Here is a 15,162-nt window from a genome sequence, read left to right on the forward strand (position 1 = left end):
GGTGGGGTTTGCAAAGGAAAAAAAAGGGGGGGGGCGTTGCAAAACTACCACCAAAGCAGATGTCACAGCGACTGCCAAATCTGCTATAATACACGCCTTACCTAACGATTTGGGGTAGGACTTTTTGTGGCAATCTTTGTCATTGTAACATTAACCAGATACTAAGGAACAAATATGTGCGGTATCGTTGGGGCAATTCGTGCCCATGCCAATGTGGTGGATTTTTTAACAGACGGGCTAAAACGCCTAGAATATCGTGGCTATGACTCGTCAGGCATTGCGGTCTATAGTGAGAGCGAACAAAAGATTAAACGAGTTCGTCGTGTGGGGCGTGTCGCTCTCATGGAAGAGGCGGTCAGGCAAAAAGGGCTGACAGGTCATATCGGCATCGGACATACCCGCTGGGCAACACATGGCGGTGTTACCGAGTCAAACGCTCACCCGCACATCTCAGGCGGACTCATCTCGGTGGTGCATAACGGCATTATTGAGAATTTTGAAGCCGAACGTACTCGCCTAGAAGCATTGGGTTATGAATTTGAATCGCAAACCGACACCGAAGTCATCGCTCACAGCGTCCGCCACGAATACGAAAATAACGGCAAGGATTTGTACCGTGCAGTACAAACAGCGTGCAGTCGTTTTCATGGGGCATTTGCCATTGCTGTGATGTGCCATGATGACCCTGCTCACATGGTGGTGGCTCGCATGGGCTGTCCGCTCCTGGTGGCATTTGGCGATGAAGAAGTATTTATCGCATCCGATGTGTCGGCAGTCATTGCCTTTACCCGTAAAGTCACTTATTTAGAAGATGGCGATATTGCTTTGTTATCCGCTAACGGCATTGACATGCTCCTTGATAAAAATGGCGACAAAACCGAGCGTGCGGTAAAAACTTCCGAGCTGTCATTGGCAAGTTTGGAGCTGGGTGGGTATAGCCACTTTATGCAAAAAGAGATTTATGAACAGCCAAAAGCGGTGGCGGATACGGCAGAAATTTTCCTAGATGGCGGTTTTGTGTCAGAGAATTTTGGTGAGCATGCCCCAGAGATTTTCTCAAAAACTAAAAGCATAAAAATCCTAGCCTGTGGCACGTCTTATTATTCGGCACTCACGGGCAAATATTGGCTAGAATCCATCGCTCGTATTCGTACCGATGTAGAGATAGCTAGCGAATATCGCTACCGTGATGTCATCGCTGACCCTGATGAGCTTATCATCACGATTAGCCAGTCGGGCGAGACCCTAGACACGATGGAGGCGTTAAAGTACGCCCAATCCCAAGGGCATGAGTACAGCCTATCTATTTGTAATGTATTAGAATCTGCCTTGCCCCGAGCCAGTACGCTTGCCATCTATACCCGAGCAGGGGCAGAGATTGGCGTGGCGAGTACTAAGGCATTTACCACCCAGCTTGTGATTTTGTTTGGACTGGCAGTGACGCTTGCCAAACTTCGTGGGCATGTGTCTGATGATGAGTTGGTAGGCTATGCTGATGATTTACGTCAGTTGCCAGGGAGCATACAGCACGCCTTAAACTTAGAGCCACAGCTTGCCGTATGGGCAAAAGAGTTTGCCACCAAGCCATCTGCGTTATATCTGGGGCGTGGCATTCATTATCCGATTGCCCTAGAAGGGGCGTTAAAATTAAAAGAGCTGACCTATATCCATGCCGAGGCTTATCCTGCAGGCGAACTCAAACATGGTCCTTTGGCACTCGTTGATGAAAACATGCCCGTGGTGGTCATCGCCCCCAATGACAAACTGCTTGATAAGGTCAAAGCCAATATGCAAGAGGTTGGAGCTAGGGGTGGCGAGCTGTTTGTCTTATCCGACCTTGACAGCGACTTTACCGAAACAGACGGCGTACACGTCATTCGCACGCCACGCCATATCGGAGTGTTATCGCCCATTGTCCATACCATTGCCGTGCAACTGCTCTCCTATCATGTCGCCTTGGTGCGTGGTACGGACGTGGACAAACCCCGTAACCTTGCCAAGTCGGTGACAGTGGAATAACCCTTGATTTTTGTTTGGCTTTTTATTATAATGAGCCGTTTTATGTGTCCGTGTGGCTCGGACGTGGATTGAGTTTTTCAATCTGATGATGATATGATATGCGACCTTTGAGCCATGTAGAAAGGTATGAGCCTATGTCATTTATTGGAGTATTCCATGAGTAACAAACATCCCCTGGTTCAACAAATTGAACAATCACAGCTAAAAGACCACCCTTCATTCGCCCCTGGTGATACTGTTGTGGTTAAAGTTCGTGTCCAAGAAGGCGACAAAGAGCGTCTACAAGCCTTTGAAGGCGTGGTTATCGCTAAGCGTAACCGTGGTCTCAACTCATCTTTCACCGTACGTAAGATTTCAAGCGGTGTGGGTGTTGAGCGTGCATTCCAACTACACTCACCAATCATCGGTGGTATCGAAGTTAAGCGTCGTGGTGATGTTCGCCGTGCCAAACTTTACTACCTACGTGAGCGTTCTGGTAAGTCTGCCCGTATCAAAGAAAAATTGGGTGCCAAAAAAGACGCTTAATGTCTTATCTGATTTACCCAATCAAAACCCTGCTGACATGGCAGGGTTTTTTGTGGTTTGGCTTTATGCTCATTTGATTTTAAAATATGCCAATGGGCGTGCTGAATACATCCTTTGATGGCATTATTTTTATCACGCACAACAAAAAACACCCAACCGAAGTTGAGTGTTTTAAAATATGGTGGCGTGGGGCAGGATCGAACTGCCGACACACGGATTTTCAATCCGTTGCTCTCCCGACTGAGCTACCGCGCCATGTTTAGCTTTATTGGCTAAGTGGTGCGTATTATATATGATTTTAAAAACTTTGCAAGCACTTTTTGCATATTTTTTGAAAAATTTTTAAAAACCGATGATTTTTACCCAAAATCCTTGCATTTTGGGGTATGATAGCGTTTTTTGACGTGGGGGCGGACATGAGTAAATTGCACACCGATGATTTAAACAGCGTACAAGATTTTACCAAAAATCAGCTAATGGCAGATTTTGACCTATTATTTGACACTGCCAATCTGCCACACCCCTTGGGTGAAGCGTCTCGCTATGCCATTTCTAACGGTGGCAAACGGGTGCGTCCTTTGCTTGTATTGGCGACTTTTTTGGCAGTTGGGGGGCGTGTGGATATGCCTGCCTTTGGAGCGGTACGCCGTGCCATGCTTGCCATAGAGTGCGTGCATGGTTATTCGCTTGTGCATGATGACCTACCGTCTATGGACGATGATGAGCTACGCCGTGGCAAGCCGACTTGTCATGTGGTTTATGGCGAAGGGGCGGCGGTGCTGACAGGCGATGTATTGCAGTCGCTTGCCTTTGATGTGTTGGGCGGAGATTATGAGCTCGGGGCGGTTGGGGCTGATGTCGTGGCAAGGCTACTTGGCATACTTGCTCCCAACGCTCGGCGTATGGTGGCAGGGCAACAGGCGGATTTGAGCGGTGAGCAAAAACAGCTTAGCCAAGATGAGCTAGAAGCCATTCACAAGGACAAAACAGGGGCGTTGATAGAAGCTAGTGTGTTGATGGGAGCGGTGTGTGGCGGTGCGTCTGATGAGCGTATGGCAAGCCTTGGCGAGTATGCACGGCTCATCGGGCTTGCCTATCAGGTGCAAGACGATGTGCTAGATGTCGTGGCGGACACCCAAACGCTTGGCAAAATGGCAGGCAGTGATGAAAAGCTGGACAAATCCACTTATGTCAAACTGTTTGGCGTGGATAACGCCCGTGCCTATGCTGATAAACTCTTTGATAAGGCAAGAGGGCAAGTGGCGGATTTGGGCGATGATAACCTACTTTTGCAAATGGTGGATTGGCTACAAAAACGGGATTATTAAACAGAGTTTTGATGTTTGGAAAAATTTCAAATTTTTAGTTTTACGATTTGAATTAATAACCTTTTCAAGCCTACCCTACTAATTTCCCCATCGCCTTTGGTACGCCCAGCCCATCACACCCTTTTTGCCAAACAAAATCAGCATGAATGGCGGTTAGAGCGTGGTTGATTTTCTCATAAAGCATTTTATCAATGCTTATATAAACCAGTGACAAATGCCAATGAAAATGCGTGAGTGTGTGTTTGATAGTTTTGGGGTGATTGATGGTAATGTTTGGCAAATTATCCAAAACTTGACTTTCAGCAAGGCTAGGCTTATGGGCGTGGGCGTATTTATCATGCATGGTTTTGGCGTGATGTAAATCATGGGGCATATCGCCTTGTTTATCATTTATCATCAGCATGGGCAAGGCGTACAGTCCGTCCCAAATGCCTGCCCCTGTATCGCTTTGGCGTTTTATCCATAAGAGCTTATCATCATATATCAGAGCAAACACGAGCGAATGACGGTGGGGTTTGTCTGCCTTTTTGGCTTTGACAGGATAAGCGGTGGGATTGCCGTTCTTATGGGCGGTGCAGTCGTCTGATAGCGGGCAAGACGTGCAAGCAGGGCGAGTGCGAGTGCAGACAGTCGCCCCCAAATCCATCATCGCTTGGGCGAACTTACCGCTCTCGTCTGTGGGCGTGAGTGTGTCGGCAAGCTCCCACAGCACCTTGTCGGTGGCGGATTTTGTGATGTCGCCGTCTATGCCTGCCCAGCGTGTCAGTACTCGCTTGACGTTGCCATCGCATATCACGCCACGCCCACGCACGCCCATCGCCACTATCGCCCCTGCGGTGGAGCGTCCCACGCCACGCACGTTTTGCCATTCGTCTATCGTCTGTGGGAAATGCCCATGCGTGGCGACATAATCCGCCACTTGCTTTGCCCCTTGATGCAGATTTCTTGCCCGAGCGTAGTAGCCAAGCCCCGCCCATAGGCTTGCTACGTTATCCCAGTCGGCATTTGCTAGGTCTTGCACGGTGGGAAATGTATCCATAAACCGCCCAAAATAACCCAAAACGGTGGCGACTTGCGTTTGTTGAAGCATAATCTCAGACAGCCAAACGGCATAAATGTCGGACGTGTCGGCATGATGATATTGCCAAGGCAAGTCATGACGACCGTGCGTGGCAAACCAAGTGAGCAGGCGTGGGGCAAAAGTGGTGTGGTTCATGGGTGGGGATAAATAAGTCCAAGATAACAGAAAACGTGATTATGGGGATGATTTGCCAATTTTCCATGAGCAGAGATGAGTTTGGGGTAAATATGATAAACCCAATCTTTGCCATAGTGCCAGAGATTGAAAGCTTAGAAATCCTGATAATCCTACCGCTCACACCAAAAATCGGGTATAATGGCACGCATTTTAAGTAGCTAATACCATGTCCTATCTCTACTCATCAGGCACTCGCCCATTCCATCTGTGGGGGCTTGCCTTGGTACTGTTGTCCTGCCACAGTGCTTACGCCAATAACACCGCCGTTGCCTATGGCGATAACGTGGCGACGGCTTATGCTGACGACCACAATCATACCCAAAACCACAACGCTCATAACGCCAATAGTTCAAACACTGCCACCGCTTATGCTACGGCTCATGACGGGGGTTATGTGGTGGGTCAGTCCACGGGTTTGGCGACATCAGATGAGCCTGTCGGAGTTTTTGTGGGACAGCGGACGACAGCGAACACCGCCCAGAGTCTTGCCAGTTGTCCTGAGCATTTTTATGCCAATACCACCCCGCAGTTGGTTGGTACCAAAGGGCAAAAATTGGCTCGTAAAAATTATGAGCTGTGCTTTGACGGCTTTGCCGTGCTGTATTCGGGTATCTCACGCACGCCCATCTACTCTGCCGAGTACCTGACCCGTGAGCGCATTAATCAGGCACGTTCATTGGCTCGCAAAGACAGCTTTCATGAAGAGAGTCGCCTGCCTGCAAACGTGCGAGCAACGCTCAATGACTATCGCCGTTCGGGCTATGACAGGGGGCATTTATCGCCCAATGGCGACATGGCGGACGGCTCACAGCAGTTTGACAGTTTTAGCCTTGCCAACATCGCCCCTCAAAACAACGCTCATAATCGTGGCGTATGGCAAGACATCGAAAAAAACACACGCAACTTGACGGTCAAATATGGCGAGCTGTATGTCGTGACGGGCGTGGTGTTCCAAGGTCGTCAAATCGCCAAAATCGGCGATGGCGTACTGGTGCCGAGCCACTTTTTTAAGGCAGTCTATGTCCCCAGCATCAACCGTGCAGGCGTGTACTATACGCCCAATAATGAAGCAGGCGTGGTCGAGCATATCAGTCTTGCCGAGCTGTCCGAACGTACGGGTATTAACGCCATGCCGTCGCTGTCGCCACAGGTGCAGTCATCGGCTTTTAATTTGCCCCCTTTGTCTGAGAGTGTGGACAGCGTGGATAAAGGGGGTGATACAGAAGGTTGGCTTGCGATTTTGGTGTTGTTGGTGGAATTTGTGATGAGTTTGTTAAAATAAGGTGGAGCGATGAATGTCTTTGACAATGACAGCGAAGTCCTACAAATCGGGGCTTTGACCATAGAAAATGGCACGGACAGTGTCATCATCAGTGGTGATGTGGAAATTGCCAAAACGCAGGCGGGTAAGGCACAGGCACAGGCATTGCTTGACTTTGCACAGGCACTTTGCGGGGCGTTTGATGAGTTAGGCGGTCAAGATTTGCCTGCTACTGCTGACAAAGACTCATCCAAAGTAGTCATGGTAGATAACCCTTTTGAGTAGACATGCCCTAGGCAGAAATATTTTTACCAAGCAATTACAAAAAGGCAAATGGCTTACAAAGTTAATGTTTGCAATTTAAAAAATCCTTGTTTATAATGGGTAAACAGTTGTCAGTACGAGTACTGACTGGCTTGGATTAATTAGATTTTTGTAAACAGGAGTAAGCCATGAAATTGAACAAACTACTTGCCATCGGTCTGGGTGTGGCAGTATCTGCCAGTGCATTTGCCAATGATGACGCTATTGTGGGTAACTGGAAAATGAGCGAAAAAGGCGAAGCCAAAGCCATCATCAAAATCAGCAAGTCAGGCAGTGGCTACCAAGCTGTGATGACCAAAGGCTTGACCGAAAAAGCCAAAAAGCGTGAAGGCACGACCGTCATCAGAGACATCAAAGCCCAAGGCGGTGGCAAATATGCAGGTAAAGGCAAGCACCCAACCTTGCCCATCTCAGGCACTGCCAACATCACCGTAAACGGCAACAGCATTACCATCAAAAGTAAAGCAGGCACTCAAACAGGTGTCAGACAGTAAGTCCAAGGCTGGTTTAAACAGTCAAGCACACAAAACCCCACTTCGGTGGGGTTTCTTTTATAGGGCATTCTCGTCCGTCTCGCCCGTGCGAATGCGAATGACTTGCTCTAATGGCGTGACAAAAATCTTGCCATCGCCAATTTTACCTGTGTTGGCGGTGTCAATAATAGCACCGATGACGCCATCAACCATGTCATCAGCACAGGCGATTTCTAGCTTAACCTTTGGCAAAAAATCCACCACATATTCCGCCCCACGATACATCTCGGTATGCCCTTTTTGGCGACCAAAGCCCTTAACTTCGGTGATGGTAATGCCGTTCACACCAATGTCCGACAAGGCTTCACGGACATCATCCAGTTTAAAGGGTTTAATAATGGCGGTAACAAGTTTCATAAAAATCCTTATTGGCAAGTAGCTTTTGTCATTATATGACAATTTTGGCAAAAATCCAACAACGCCCACGCCAATTCTGATAGAATAATGATTATTTAGCATTTAAAAAAGGCACATTCATGGCAAATTACACGGTCATCGGTTTAGGCGGTTCTGGACTGTCTGCGGTTCAATTTTTGATAAATCAAGGGCATACGGTTGCCGTTACGGACGGTAATTTTCCCCCGTTGGCGGACAAATTGCCAAGCGGTGTGGCGACTTATTTTGGCGGTATCCATGCCGATGTTTTGCTCGCTTCGGACAAAGTCGTCATCAGCCCTGGTATCGACCCCACCACACCCGCCATAGCCCAAGCCATAGAGCAGGGCGTGAGCGTAGTGAGCGATGTACAAGTGTTTATTGAAAATCTAAAAAAGCGAGATACGGACAACGGCACGCACACGCCCATTATCGCCATTACAGGTTCCAACGCCAAATCCACCGTAACCACGCTGGTCGGACTTATGGCACAAAAGTCGGGCAAAAAGGCGGGTGTGGGTGGCAATATCGGCACGCCTGCTCTTGATTTATTGAATATTGACGGCATGGACATGGCGGTGCTTGAATTGTCTAGCTTTCAGCTTGAAATGATGAGCGGGCTTGGGGCAGACGTGGCGACCATTTTGAATTTATCTGCCGACCACTTAGACCGTCATGGCGACATGGCAGGATACCTTGCCCAAAAATTACGCATTTTTGATGATGCCAAAAATGCGGTGGTGTGGCTGGACGACAAAGAGCTTGCTCGCACCTGTATCGCTCATCTGCCCAAACACGCTCAGATGATAAGTACGTCAGGGGAGATTGGCGAGGGCTTTTCGGCGGACTTTTGTTTAAAAGGCGAGCGTGATGACAATGGCGAAGGCGAAATCATTTGGCTGTGTCATAATGGCGACAAACTCATCTCATCTGATGAAATTCTGATTAAGGGCAAACACAACCTGCTCAACGCCTTATCCGCCTTAGCCTTGGGCAGTGCGGTGGGGCTTGACATGAGTGCCATGCTTGACGTGCTACGGACATTTAAGGGTTTGCCACACCGCTGTGAATATGTGGCGGACGTGGGTGGTAAGGTGTATTTTAACGACTCAAAAGGCACAAATATCGGGGCGACACTCTCCGCCATTGACGGGCTTGGGGCGGTGTATGGCGAGCAGTCGCTTGCCTTGATTTTGGGCGGTCAGGGCAAGGGGCAAGATTTTGCTGAGCTTGCCCCTTTTGCCGAACAGTTTGCCGACAGCATTTATCTTATCGGACAAGATGCTAACTTGATAGAAAAAACATTGGCAAACAGCCCTGATTTGGCAAGCAAAATGACACAAGTAGGCACGCTTGACAAAGCGGTGGAGCTTGCCAGTCAAAGCTCTGCCAAAGTTGTGCTACTGTCGCCTGCGTGTGCAAGCCTAGACCAATTTAAAAGCTATAATGAGCGTGGCGAGCGGTTTGTGGCATGTGTCACGGCGTTGGCGTGATTGGGTGATGGTTGGTATGGTCAATCACATGTTTTGGGTAGGTTGTAGGAGCAAATTACATTTGCCCTATAATGGTGTATTGACTTTGCCAAGGTGAATCTCACCCTTATAATTTAGGCAACACCAAACCCCACCCAAAACCCTACCCAAAACCTACGCAACTTTTGCCCAAGCCTTTCTAACCTCCCCAAATTTTTGCCAAATAATCAAGCATTTAGCAGAGATTTGGTTTATAATATAGCCCCAAATTTTCCCAAGCATTGCCCTGTCATGAGTTTTTTTAACATCCCCACGACGATAGCCACATCGCCCTATGTACCGTCTGCTCGGACGGTGTTGATGACGAGCCTGTTTTTATTGCTGTCCATGAGTCTTTTGATGATGGCGTCAGCGTCAGTGCCGTTTGCGATGACCAAAGGCTTGTCGCCCATGACCTTTTTTTATTCACAGGCGACTTATATTGTTATCGGTTTGTTGGCGGGCATGGTGGTGTATCGCTTTCCCTTGAAGTGGTATTTTGAAATTGGACTGTTGGTGTTGGCATGGCTTGTGGCACTGTTACTGTTGATAGTAACGCTCATCACAGGGACGGTCATTAATGGTTCACAGCGATGGCTTGACTTTGGGGTGTTTAATTTTCAGACGTCTGAATTTGTCAAACTGCTGATGGTGCTTATCATTGCTGACTATGTGGTCAGACGGTCGGCAGAAGTGCGGGGCAGTCTGATTGCAGGGTGGCGACTGACGGTGTGGTATTTGCCGATGATTGCCCTGATTTTGTGGCAACCTGACTACGGTTCGGTGGCGGTGATTATCGCCACAGCGAGTATTATTTTGTTTGTCAGTGGGGTGCCATTACCGCATTATGTGGCGTTGGTGTCGGCGGTGTTCGTGCCTGCGTTGGTTTATGGACTGCTGTCGTCGGATTATCGTAAAGAGCGACTCATGTCGTTTTGGGAGCCGTTTGATGACGTGCAGGACACCGATTATCAGCTGTCTCGCAGTCTGATAGCCTTTGGGCGGGGGGAGTTTGATGGGGTGGGCTATGGCAACAGCGTGCAAAAATTATCGCACCTGCCCGAAGCTCATACCGACTTTATCCTAGCCATCACGGGCGAAGAGTTGGGTTTTTTGGGGGTGGCGTTTGTGTTACTGCTTGAAGTGCTGATTGTGGCGACGATTATGAGAATCAGCCATACCGCCCTAAAACGTCGCCAACTGCGTCTTAGCTACATGGTATTTGGCTTTGGCGTGGTGATTTTTGGGCAAGTGCTGATTAATGCAGGCATGAACATGGGGCTTATGCCAACCAAGGGCTTGACCTTGCCATTTTATAGCTTTGGCGGTTCGTCCATGCTGATGGCACTTATCATGATTGCCATGATTTTAAAGGCGGACAAAGAAAGCGAGCGAATTTATCTGGAAAATAAAAACAGAGAGTATTAAAAGGGTTGGGGTGTTTAAACCGCCCCCAATGTTGCCCCTTGTAACACGCCATTATCCCAATGCCTAACCGCCCACATGAGTATCGTGTCGGGCGTCTCTTTTTGTAGCTCTGTTGGCGGATTTTGCCCAAGCAAGGTTAAAGCAGTAAAGAGTAAATCACTCACTTTATCAGGCGTGGTGGTATCTATCGGGGTGGCAAGGTTTTGTTTGGAGAGTTTTTGCCCGTCAGCATTGACAAGCAGGGGCAGATGATAAAAATAGTGAGGGGTGGGCAGTCGGCACGCTTTGGCGATAAAAAGCTGGGCGACTGTCATCGGCATAATGTCAAGCCCCCGCATGACGTGCGTTATCCCTTGCAAGCCGTCATCAATGGTGCAGGCGAGTATGTAGTTTATCATGCCATTTTGGCGTTTGACAACCACATCGCCGAGACTTTTGGCAGGATTGTCCCATATCACGCCTTGTATGCCGTCAAAAAAAGCAGTCAGCACGTCAGGCAGGCATAGGCGGATTTTGTTGTCGGTTAAATTTTTGTGCAAACACAAACGGGGATAAATCGGAGCAAGGTGTAAATCTTTGATATTAACGTCATAAAAGCTCAACGCAGGTATGGATAGGGCGGACAAGTCCTTGCGAGAGCAGGTACAATGATAAGTGATATTTGACAAGTAACTTAAATACTCATCATAAATATCCGTCCGTTTGGACTGAAATAGGATTTCGCCGTCCGAGTGTAGTCCTAAATTATCCAAATCAGTCAAGATAGACGTGGCATAATCAGGCTTGCACCGCTCAAAATCCACGTCTTCAATCCGCACAAGCCACTGTCCGCCCAATGATTTGATATGACAATAGCTTGCCAAAGCAGTACACAGCGACCCCAAATGCAACGCCCCAGTCGGGGACGGGGCAAAGCGACCGATAATGGGGCGTGGGTTCATGGCAGGCTTAGTGTCCGTGATTTTGCTTTTCTTTCATCTCGGACATGGTTTTGCAGTCAATGCATTGCGTGGCGGTGGGGCGGGCTTCTAGGCGTTTTAGCCCAATCTCCGTGCCACACGTCTCACAAAACCCATAATCGCCTGTATCAATCTCGGCAAGTGATTTATCAATCTTACGCACCAGTTTACGCTCACGGTCTCGGGTGCGTAGAGCTAGGGCAAACTCTTCTTCTTGGGTGGCACGGTCATTGATGTCCGCCATTGCCCCTGTCTCTTCGTTAATGTAGTCCTTGGTGCGTTCGGCTTCGGCAAGCAGTTCGGTTTTCCAGTTTACCAAAATCGTGCGAAAATGCTCCAACTGAGCGTCCGACATATATTCTTCGTCTTTGGCGGGGGTGTAGGGGGTGAAAGTGGCGTTTGCCATGCGTTTATCCTTTAAAAACGGTCAATTTGACCAAGCATGAAAAAATTAACACTCAAAAAATTGCGTCCTAAATGGGGATATGTTTGGATTTTTCAAGTAATTCCATAAAAAAATTAGGGACTAGCTTATTTTTAAAACCCGCTATTATCCAGCCTTTTGACCCATGTGTCTAGCGTACGATTGTTATGTAATTGTAGCAAACGAAAACCACTCGCTACATCATCAATACCAAAATCATCTCGGTACGGGGCAAATTGGCGAGACGTGGCAGGGCAGGTATAGAGCGTTCCGCCGTTCTGTTGCAAGATATGTGCCTGATGAACGTGCCCACAGAGAACATGGGGGCGGTTGGCGGTATCGGTGGCATGAGTGGCTTGATTGGCGTGGGTAAGAGTCGCCCAAAACTCATCGCCATTTTGCAACATATACTCATCTATCCATGCCGAGCCGACAGGGGTGGGGTGGTGGTGCAGGGCGATAAGGGTGGGCATGGCGTGGGCTAGATGAGTCTTTAAAAAGGTAAGTTTGTCATCATCAAGTCGCCCATAGATATGACCGCCTACGGCAGAATTGACCGCCAAGAGTTGCCAAGTAGCGTGGGGTAGCTCTATGACAAGGCGGTGCGTGTCAATAAGCCTATCATCTTTGGCAATGGGGAGAAATGTGCGTTTATCAAAAGGCAAATCATGCCCTATCTCATGCGTTACGTCATGATTGCCCGCCAAGCACAGATAGGGAATGCGTGTTTTATCCAGTGTATCAAACAGCCAATCATAAAGGGGTAAATTGCCGTCATTAACCAAATCGCCTGTGAGTAACAATAAATTGGGCTTAAAGGTTAAGGCAAAATCCAACACCTTTAAAAATTTATCGGTATTAGTAGGGGCGTGCGTGGATAAATGTAAATCGCTGATTTGAGCGATGATAAAATCGGACGGAGCGGATAGGTGGGTGGGGTAGGTCATGGTGGAGTGGTTTAAAATATGGTTAAATGTAAATGAGTGGGGCAGATTGCCATTTGTTTAAATATTATTTTGTTCAAATTCATAGGGAAAATGTGAGTTACCCCTATAATACCTTTTAAAAATATGATAAATAAAGAATGTCAAACAGATTTCAATTTTAATTAAAAAGGGTAATTTTACCAATTTACCAATTTACGACTTACCCAACACCCTCCCCACACCAAACACCGCAAAAAACCCAATCGCCAACGTCATGACAATGGCAAGCCCCGTTTGCACGTCAAGCCACACACTTCCCCACACGCCTGTGGTTACAGCGATTTGGGCGATTATCATGGCAAAGACGACCATTTGTGTGGGCGAATGGGCAAGCAGACGAGCGATAAGAGCAGGTAAGATAAGTAGCCCTGTGATGAGCAAACTGCCAACCGCTTGAATGGCAACGGCACAAAACCCCGCCAGAAGTCCCATAAAAAAGAGCTGTTCGGTCTTAGGATTGATGCCTGCGATAGACGCTAGGGCTTCTGATGTGGCAAGTTTGACCTGTTTTTGCCAAATCCACGCCAAAAAGGCAAGCCCTGCCCCAACCATGACCGCCAAGCGGGGCAAATCATCCCAATCCATGTCAAGTAGGCTACCAAACAAAAAGCCTAGCACGTTGGCTTGTTGCTGGGTAAGCTGGGTAAGTGTTAAAAGCCCCAAACACAACAGGGACACGGCAAGCACCGACAGCGTGGCATCGCTCGGCAGTCGCTTGTCTTGCAAAAACATCAGCGTGATAACCACGCCTATGCTAACCACGCCCACGCCCATGTCGGCAGGGATAGATAGCCACGCCCCAATCGCCACGCCAAGCAATGCCCCATGAGCGAGTGTATCGGCAAAAAACGCCATACGTCGCCACAGCACCAAACAGCCAAGCGGGGCGGACAGTAGGGCAAGCAGTGAACCTGCAAGCCAAGCAGGGGCGATAATCGGTAGCCAATCGTTCATAGTTAGTGAGTATGCTGACAGTGGTCGTGATGATGAATGTAGGGGGCTTGGTGGATGCTGTGGTATTGCCCAAATAACGCAACAAATTCAGGCAGATGAGCGATGTCGGACGGCACGCCTTGACAGCAGATGTGTTTGTTTAGGCAGACCACACGCCGAGTACCTTTCATGACCCAGTGCAAATCGTGCGACACAACGAGCATGGCACACGCCAAAAATGGGGGCATACTGTCTATAAAATCATACAGTAGCTCTTCGCTATCGGGGTCTAGCCCTTGCATGGGTTCGTCTAAGATAAGCAGGTCGGGTTTGTCAAGCAACGCCCTTGCCATAAGGACGCGCTGAGTTTCGCCCCCTGATAGGTGGTGCATTTGGCGGTCAAGTAAGGGGGCGAGTGATAGCTTTTGTAGGACAAAATCACGCTCATCAGGCGTTAGGCGTTGGGTGTTTGCTTGGGCGAGCAAATCCTTGACACGGAGCGGTAAAATGCTCGGTATGCTAAACTTTTGGGGGACGTAGCTTATCACGCTGTTGTGCTTGATGATGTCGCCTGATGTGGGTTTGTTTAAGCCCAAAATGAGCTTGACCAGCGTGGACTTGCCCGCCCCGTTTGGACCGATGAGACTGACCATTTCGCCTTTGGATAGGGTGAGCGATATGTCGGTTAAAATCTTGTTTTGACCGACATGAAAGCTGACTTTATCTAGGCGAAACAGCTCATCCGTATTAGCGACGGTGTTAGCGACAGGCACGGCACACGCCTTTTAGCTCAATGACCGTGCGTTCTATGTCAAATCCTGCGTCATCTTTGGCAAAATTGACAATGGCGTCCACAGGCACGTTAGAGCATTCTTCAACGCTTTGGCATTTTTGGCAAATCAAAAAGGCGGCGGCGTGCTGAGAGCGTGGGTGGCAACATGGCACATAAGCATTCATGGAGCTTAACTGATGAATCAGCCCTTCGGCAAGCAAAAATTCTAACGAACGATAAATGGTCGGTGGAGCGATGTTTTTGTTTTTTGCCCCCGATGAGTGGCGAGCAGACTGTAAGGCACTGATAAGGTCATACGCCCCAAGTGGCTTGTCCGCTTCCAAAATCAGCCCGTACACTTCTTCACGCAAGGGCGTAAAACGCACGCCACGAGCTTCGCAGTGGGCTTTGGCATCAAGCATACGCTGTTTTGGGTCGTGGTGTTCGTGGACGCAGTGACAGGCGTGGTCGGTCATGATAGGCTCTTTTGGTTGTTTAAAATTATAAAATTACATTAGACTTCTTT

Annotated in this window: 17 protein-coding genes and 1 tRNA gene; 8 read left to right on the forward strand and 10 right to left on the reverse strand. The window is 48.5% G+C overall.

The window, feature by feature from the left end:
* Positions 1-174: 174 nt before the first annotated feature.
* Positions 175-2,019 carry a glutamine--fructose-6-phosphate transaminase (isomerizing) gene (gene glmS / locus IM753_RS02750; protein WP_194108597.1) on the forward strand — a complete coding sequence of 615 codons (1,845 nt, stop codon included), beginning with the start codon at positions 175-177 and terminating at the stop codon, positions 2,017-2,019.
* Positions 2,020-2,175: 156 nt separating this feature from the next.
* On the forward strand, positions 2,176-2,544 hold the full coding sequence (gene rplS / locus IM753_RS02755) for a 50S ribosomal protein L19 (protein WP_062501004.1): 369 nt from the start codon (positions 2,176-2,178) through the stop codon (positions 2,542-2,544).
* Here rplS and IM753_RS02760 read toward each other — a convergent pair.
* Both IM753_RS02760 and IM753_RS02765 read right to left on the reverse strand, forming a co-directional pair.
* Positions 2,541-2,756: a hypothetical protein gene (locus tag IM753_RS02760; protein ID WP_194108598.1), complete on the reverse strand. Its 216-nt coding sequence runs from the start codon at positions 2,754-2,756 to the stop codon at positions 2,541-2,543. The genes rplS and IM753_RS02760 overlap by 4 nt on opposite strands.
* Positions 2,724-2,799 (reverse strand) — tRNA-Phe (locus IM753_RS02765). Before IM753_RS02765 ends, IM753_RS02760 begins: the two co-directional genes overlap by 33 nt.
* A 131-nt stretch (positions 2,800-2,930) precedes the next feature.
* On the opposite strand from IM753_RS02765, the gene IM753_RS02770 reads away from it, so the two are divergent.
* A complete protein-coding gene (locus tag IM753_RS02770; protein WP_194108599.1) occupies positions 2,931-3,872 on the forward strand; it encodes a polyprenyl synthetase family protein in 942 nt (313 codons plus the stop codon).
* A gap of 70 nt (positions 3,873-3,942) precedes the next feature.
* Here IM753_RS02770 and mutY read toward each other — a convergent pair whose 3' ends face one another.
* Complete coding sequence (gene mutY, locus IM753_RS02775) at positions 3,943-5,088, reverse strand: A/G-specific adenine glycosylase (RefSeq protein WP_194108600.1); 1,146 nt, start codon at positions 5,086-5,088, stop codon at positions 3,943-3,945.
* 208 nt (positions 5,089-5,296) lie between these two features.
* On the opposite strand from mutY, the gene IM753_RS02780 reads away from it, so the two are divergent.
* The 3 genes from IM753_RS02780 (at position 5,297) to IM753_RS02790 (ending at position 7,209) form a co-directional block, all read left to right on the forward strand.
* Positions 5,297-6,412 (forward strand): DNA/RNA non-specific endonuclease, encoded by a 1,116-nt coding sequence (locus IM753_RS02780; protein ID WP_194108601.1) that lies wholly within the window; start codon positions 5,297-5,299, stop codon positions 6,410-6,412.
* 9 nt (positions 6,413-6,421) lie between these two features.
* Positions 6,422-6,676 carry a hypothetical protein gene (locus tag IM753_RS02785; protein ID WP_194108602.1) on the forward strand — a complete coding sequence of 85 codons (255 nt, stop codon included), beginning with the start codon at positions 6,422-6,424 and terminating at the stop codon, positions 6,674-6,676.
* Positions 6,677-6,843: 167 nt separating this feature from the next.
* Complete coding sequence (locus IM753_RS02790) at positions 6,844-7,209, forward strand: hypothetical protein (protein ID WP_194108603.1); 366 nt, start codon at positions 6,844-6,846, stop codon at positions 7,207-7,209.
* A gap of 57 nt (positions 7,210-7,266) precedes the next feature.
* On the opposite strand, the gene glnK is transcribed toward IM753_RS02790, so the two are convergent.
* Positions 7,267-7,605 carry a P-II family nitrogen regulator gene (glnK, locus tag IM753_RS02795; protein ID WP_029102928.1) on the reverse strand — a complete coding sequence of 113 codons (339 nt, stop codon included), beginning with the start codon at positions 7,603-7,605 and terminating at the stop codon, positions 7,267-7,269.
* 119 nt (positions 7,606-7,724) lie between these two features.
* On the opposite strand from glnK, the gene murD reads away from it, so the two are divergent.
* Together murD and IM753_RS02805 are read left to right on the forward strand one after the other, a co-directional pair.
* On the forward strand, positions 7,725-9,116 hold the full coding sequence (murD, locus tag IM753_RS02800) for a UDP-N-acetylmuramoyl-L-alanine--D-glutamate ligase (protein ID WP_194108604.1): 1,392 nt from the start codon (positions 7,725-7,727) through the stop codon (positions 9,114-9,116).
* 270 nt (positions 9,117-9,386) lie between these two features.
* The gene (locus tag IM753_RS02805; RefSeq protein ID WP_062501447.1) at positions 9,387-10,562 is read left to right on the forward strand and encodes an FtsW/RodA/SpoVE family cell cycle protein; all 1,176 of its coding nucleotides are present in this window, start codon (positions 9,387-9,389) and stop codon (positions 10,560-10,562) included.
* Between the two features lie 14 nt (positions 10,563-10,576).
* Here the strand turns inward: IM753_RS02805 and gluQRS are convergent, their stop codons facing one another.
* The 6 genes from gluQRS to IM753_RS02835 all read right to left on the reverse strand — a co-directional run bounded on the left by gluQRS (position 10,577) and on the right by IM753_RS02835 (position 15,112).
* On the reverse strand, positions 10,577-11,503 hold the full coding sequence (gluQRS, locus tag IM753_RS02810) for a tRNA glutamyl-Q(34) synthetase GluQRS (protein WP_194108605.1): 927 nt from the start codon (positions 11,501-11,503) through the stop codon (positions 10,577-10,579).
* A gap of 7 nt (positions 11,504-11,510) precedes the next feature.
* Complete coding sequence (dksA, locus tag IM753_RS02815) at positions 11,511-11,927, reverse strand: RNA polymerase-binding protein DksA (RefSeq protein ID WP_194108606.1); 417 nt, start codon at positions 11,925-11,927, stop codon at positions 11,511-11,513.
* A gap of 131 nt (positions 11,928-12,058) precedes the next feature.
* Entirely contained in the window at positions 12,059-12,892 is an 834-nt protein-coding gene (locus tag IM753_RS02820) for a metallophosphoesterase (protein ID WP_194108607.1), read from the reverse strand.
* A gap of 192 nt (positions 12,893-13,084) precedes the next feature.
* A complete protein-coding gene (locus tag IM753_RS02825; protein ID WP_194108608.1) occupies positions 13,085-13,885 on the reverse strand; it encodes a metal ABC transporter permease in 801 nt (266 codons plus the stop codon).
* A 2-nt stretch (positions 13,886-13,887) separates the two neighbouring features.
* The gene (locus IM753_RS02830; RefSeq protein WP_062499195.1) at positions 13,888-14,637 is read right to left on the reverse strand and encodes a metal ABC transporter ATP-binding protein; all 750 of its coding nucleotides are present in this window, start codon (positions 14,635-14,637) and stop codon (positions 13,888-13,890) included.
* Positions 14,624-15,112 carry a Fur family transcriptional regulator gene (locus IM753_RS02835; RefSeq protein ID WP_062499196.1) on the reverse strand — a complete coding sequence of 163 codons (489 nt, stop codon included), beginning with the start codon at positions 15,110-15,112 and terminating at the stop codon, positions 14,624-14,626. Before IM753_RS02835 ends, IM753_RS02830 begins: the two co-directional genes overlap by 14 nt.
* Positions 15,113-15,162 lie beyond the last annotated feature (50 nt).

It is taken from the genome of Moraxella sp. K127, from assembly GCF_015223095.1.
Lineage (GTDB): Bacteria > Pseudomonadota > Gammaproteobacteria > Pseudomonadales > Moraxellaceae > Moraxella.

Excerpts from the sequence above, each read along its gene's own strand:
- glmS (WP_194108597.1), top strand. The coding sequence starts at position 175 with ATGTGCGGTATCGTTGGGGCAATTCGTGCCCATGCCAATGTGGTGGAT.
- IM753_RS02780 (WP_194108601.1), top strand. The coding sequence starts at position 5,297 with ATGTCCTATCTCTACTCATCAGGCACTCGCCCATTCCATCTGTGGGGG.
- IM753_RS02820 (WP_194108607.1), bottom strand. The coding sequence starts at position 12,892 with ATGACCTACCCCACCCACCTATCCGCTCCGTCCGATTTTATCATCGCT.
- glnK (WP_029102928.1), bottom strand. The coding sequence starts at position 7,605 with ATGAAACTTGTTACCGCCATTATTAAACCCTTTAAACTGGATGATGTC.
- IM753_RS02790 (WP_194108603.1), top strand. The coding sequence starts at position 6,844 with ATGAAATTGAACAAACTACTTGCCATCGGTCTGGGTGTGGCAGTATCT.
- IM753_RS02770 (WP_194108599.1), top strand. The coding sequence starts at position 2,931 with ATGATAGCGTTTTTTGACGTGGGGGCGGACATGAGTAAATTGCACACC.
- mutY (WP_194108600.1), bottom strand. The coding sequence starts at position 5,088 with ATGAACCACACCACTTTTGCCCCACGCCTGCTCACTTGGTTTGCCACG.
- dksA (WP_194108606.1), bottom strand. The coding sequence starts at position 11,927 with ATGGCAAACGCCACTTTCACCCCCTACACCCCCGCCAAAGACGAAGAA.
- IM753_RS02825 (WP_194108608.1), bottom strand. The coding sequence starts at position 13,885 with ATGAACGATTGGCTACCGATTATCGCCCCTGCTTGGCTTGCAGGTTCA.
- IM753_RS02835 (WP_062499196.1), bottom strand. The coding sequence starts at position 15,112 with ATGACCGACCACGCCTGTCACTGCGTCCACGAACACCACGACCCAAAA.
- gluQRS (WP_194108605.1), bottom strand. The coding sequence starts at position 11,503 with ATGAACCCACGCCCCATTATCGGTCGCTTTGCCCCGTCCCCGACTGGG.
- murD (WP_194108604.1), top strand. The coding sequence starts at position 7,725 with ATGGCAAATTACACGGTCATCGGTTTAGGCGGTTCTGGACTGTCTGCG.
- IM753_RS02805 (WP_062501447.1), top strand. The coding sequence starts at position 9,387 with ATGAGTTTTTTTAACATCCCCACGACGATAGCCACATCGCCCTATGTA.
- IM753_RS02785 (WP_194108602.1), top strand. The coding sequence starts at position 6,422 with ATGAATGTCTTTGACAATGACAGCGAAGTCCTACAAATCGGGGCTTTG.
- rplS (WP_062501004.1), top strand. The coding sequence starts at position 2,176 with ATGAGTAACAAACATCCCCTGGTTCAACAAATTGAACAATCACAGCTA.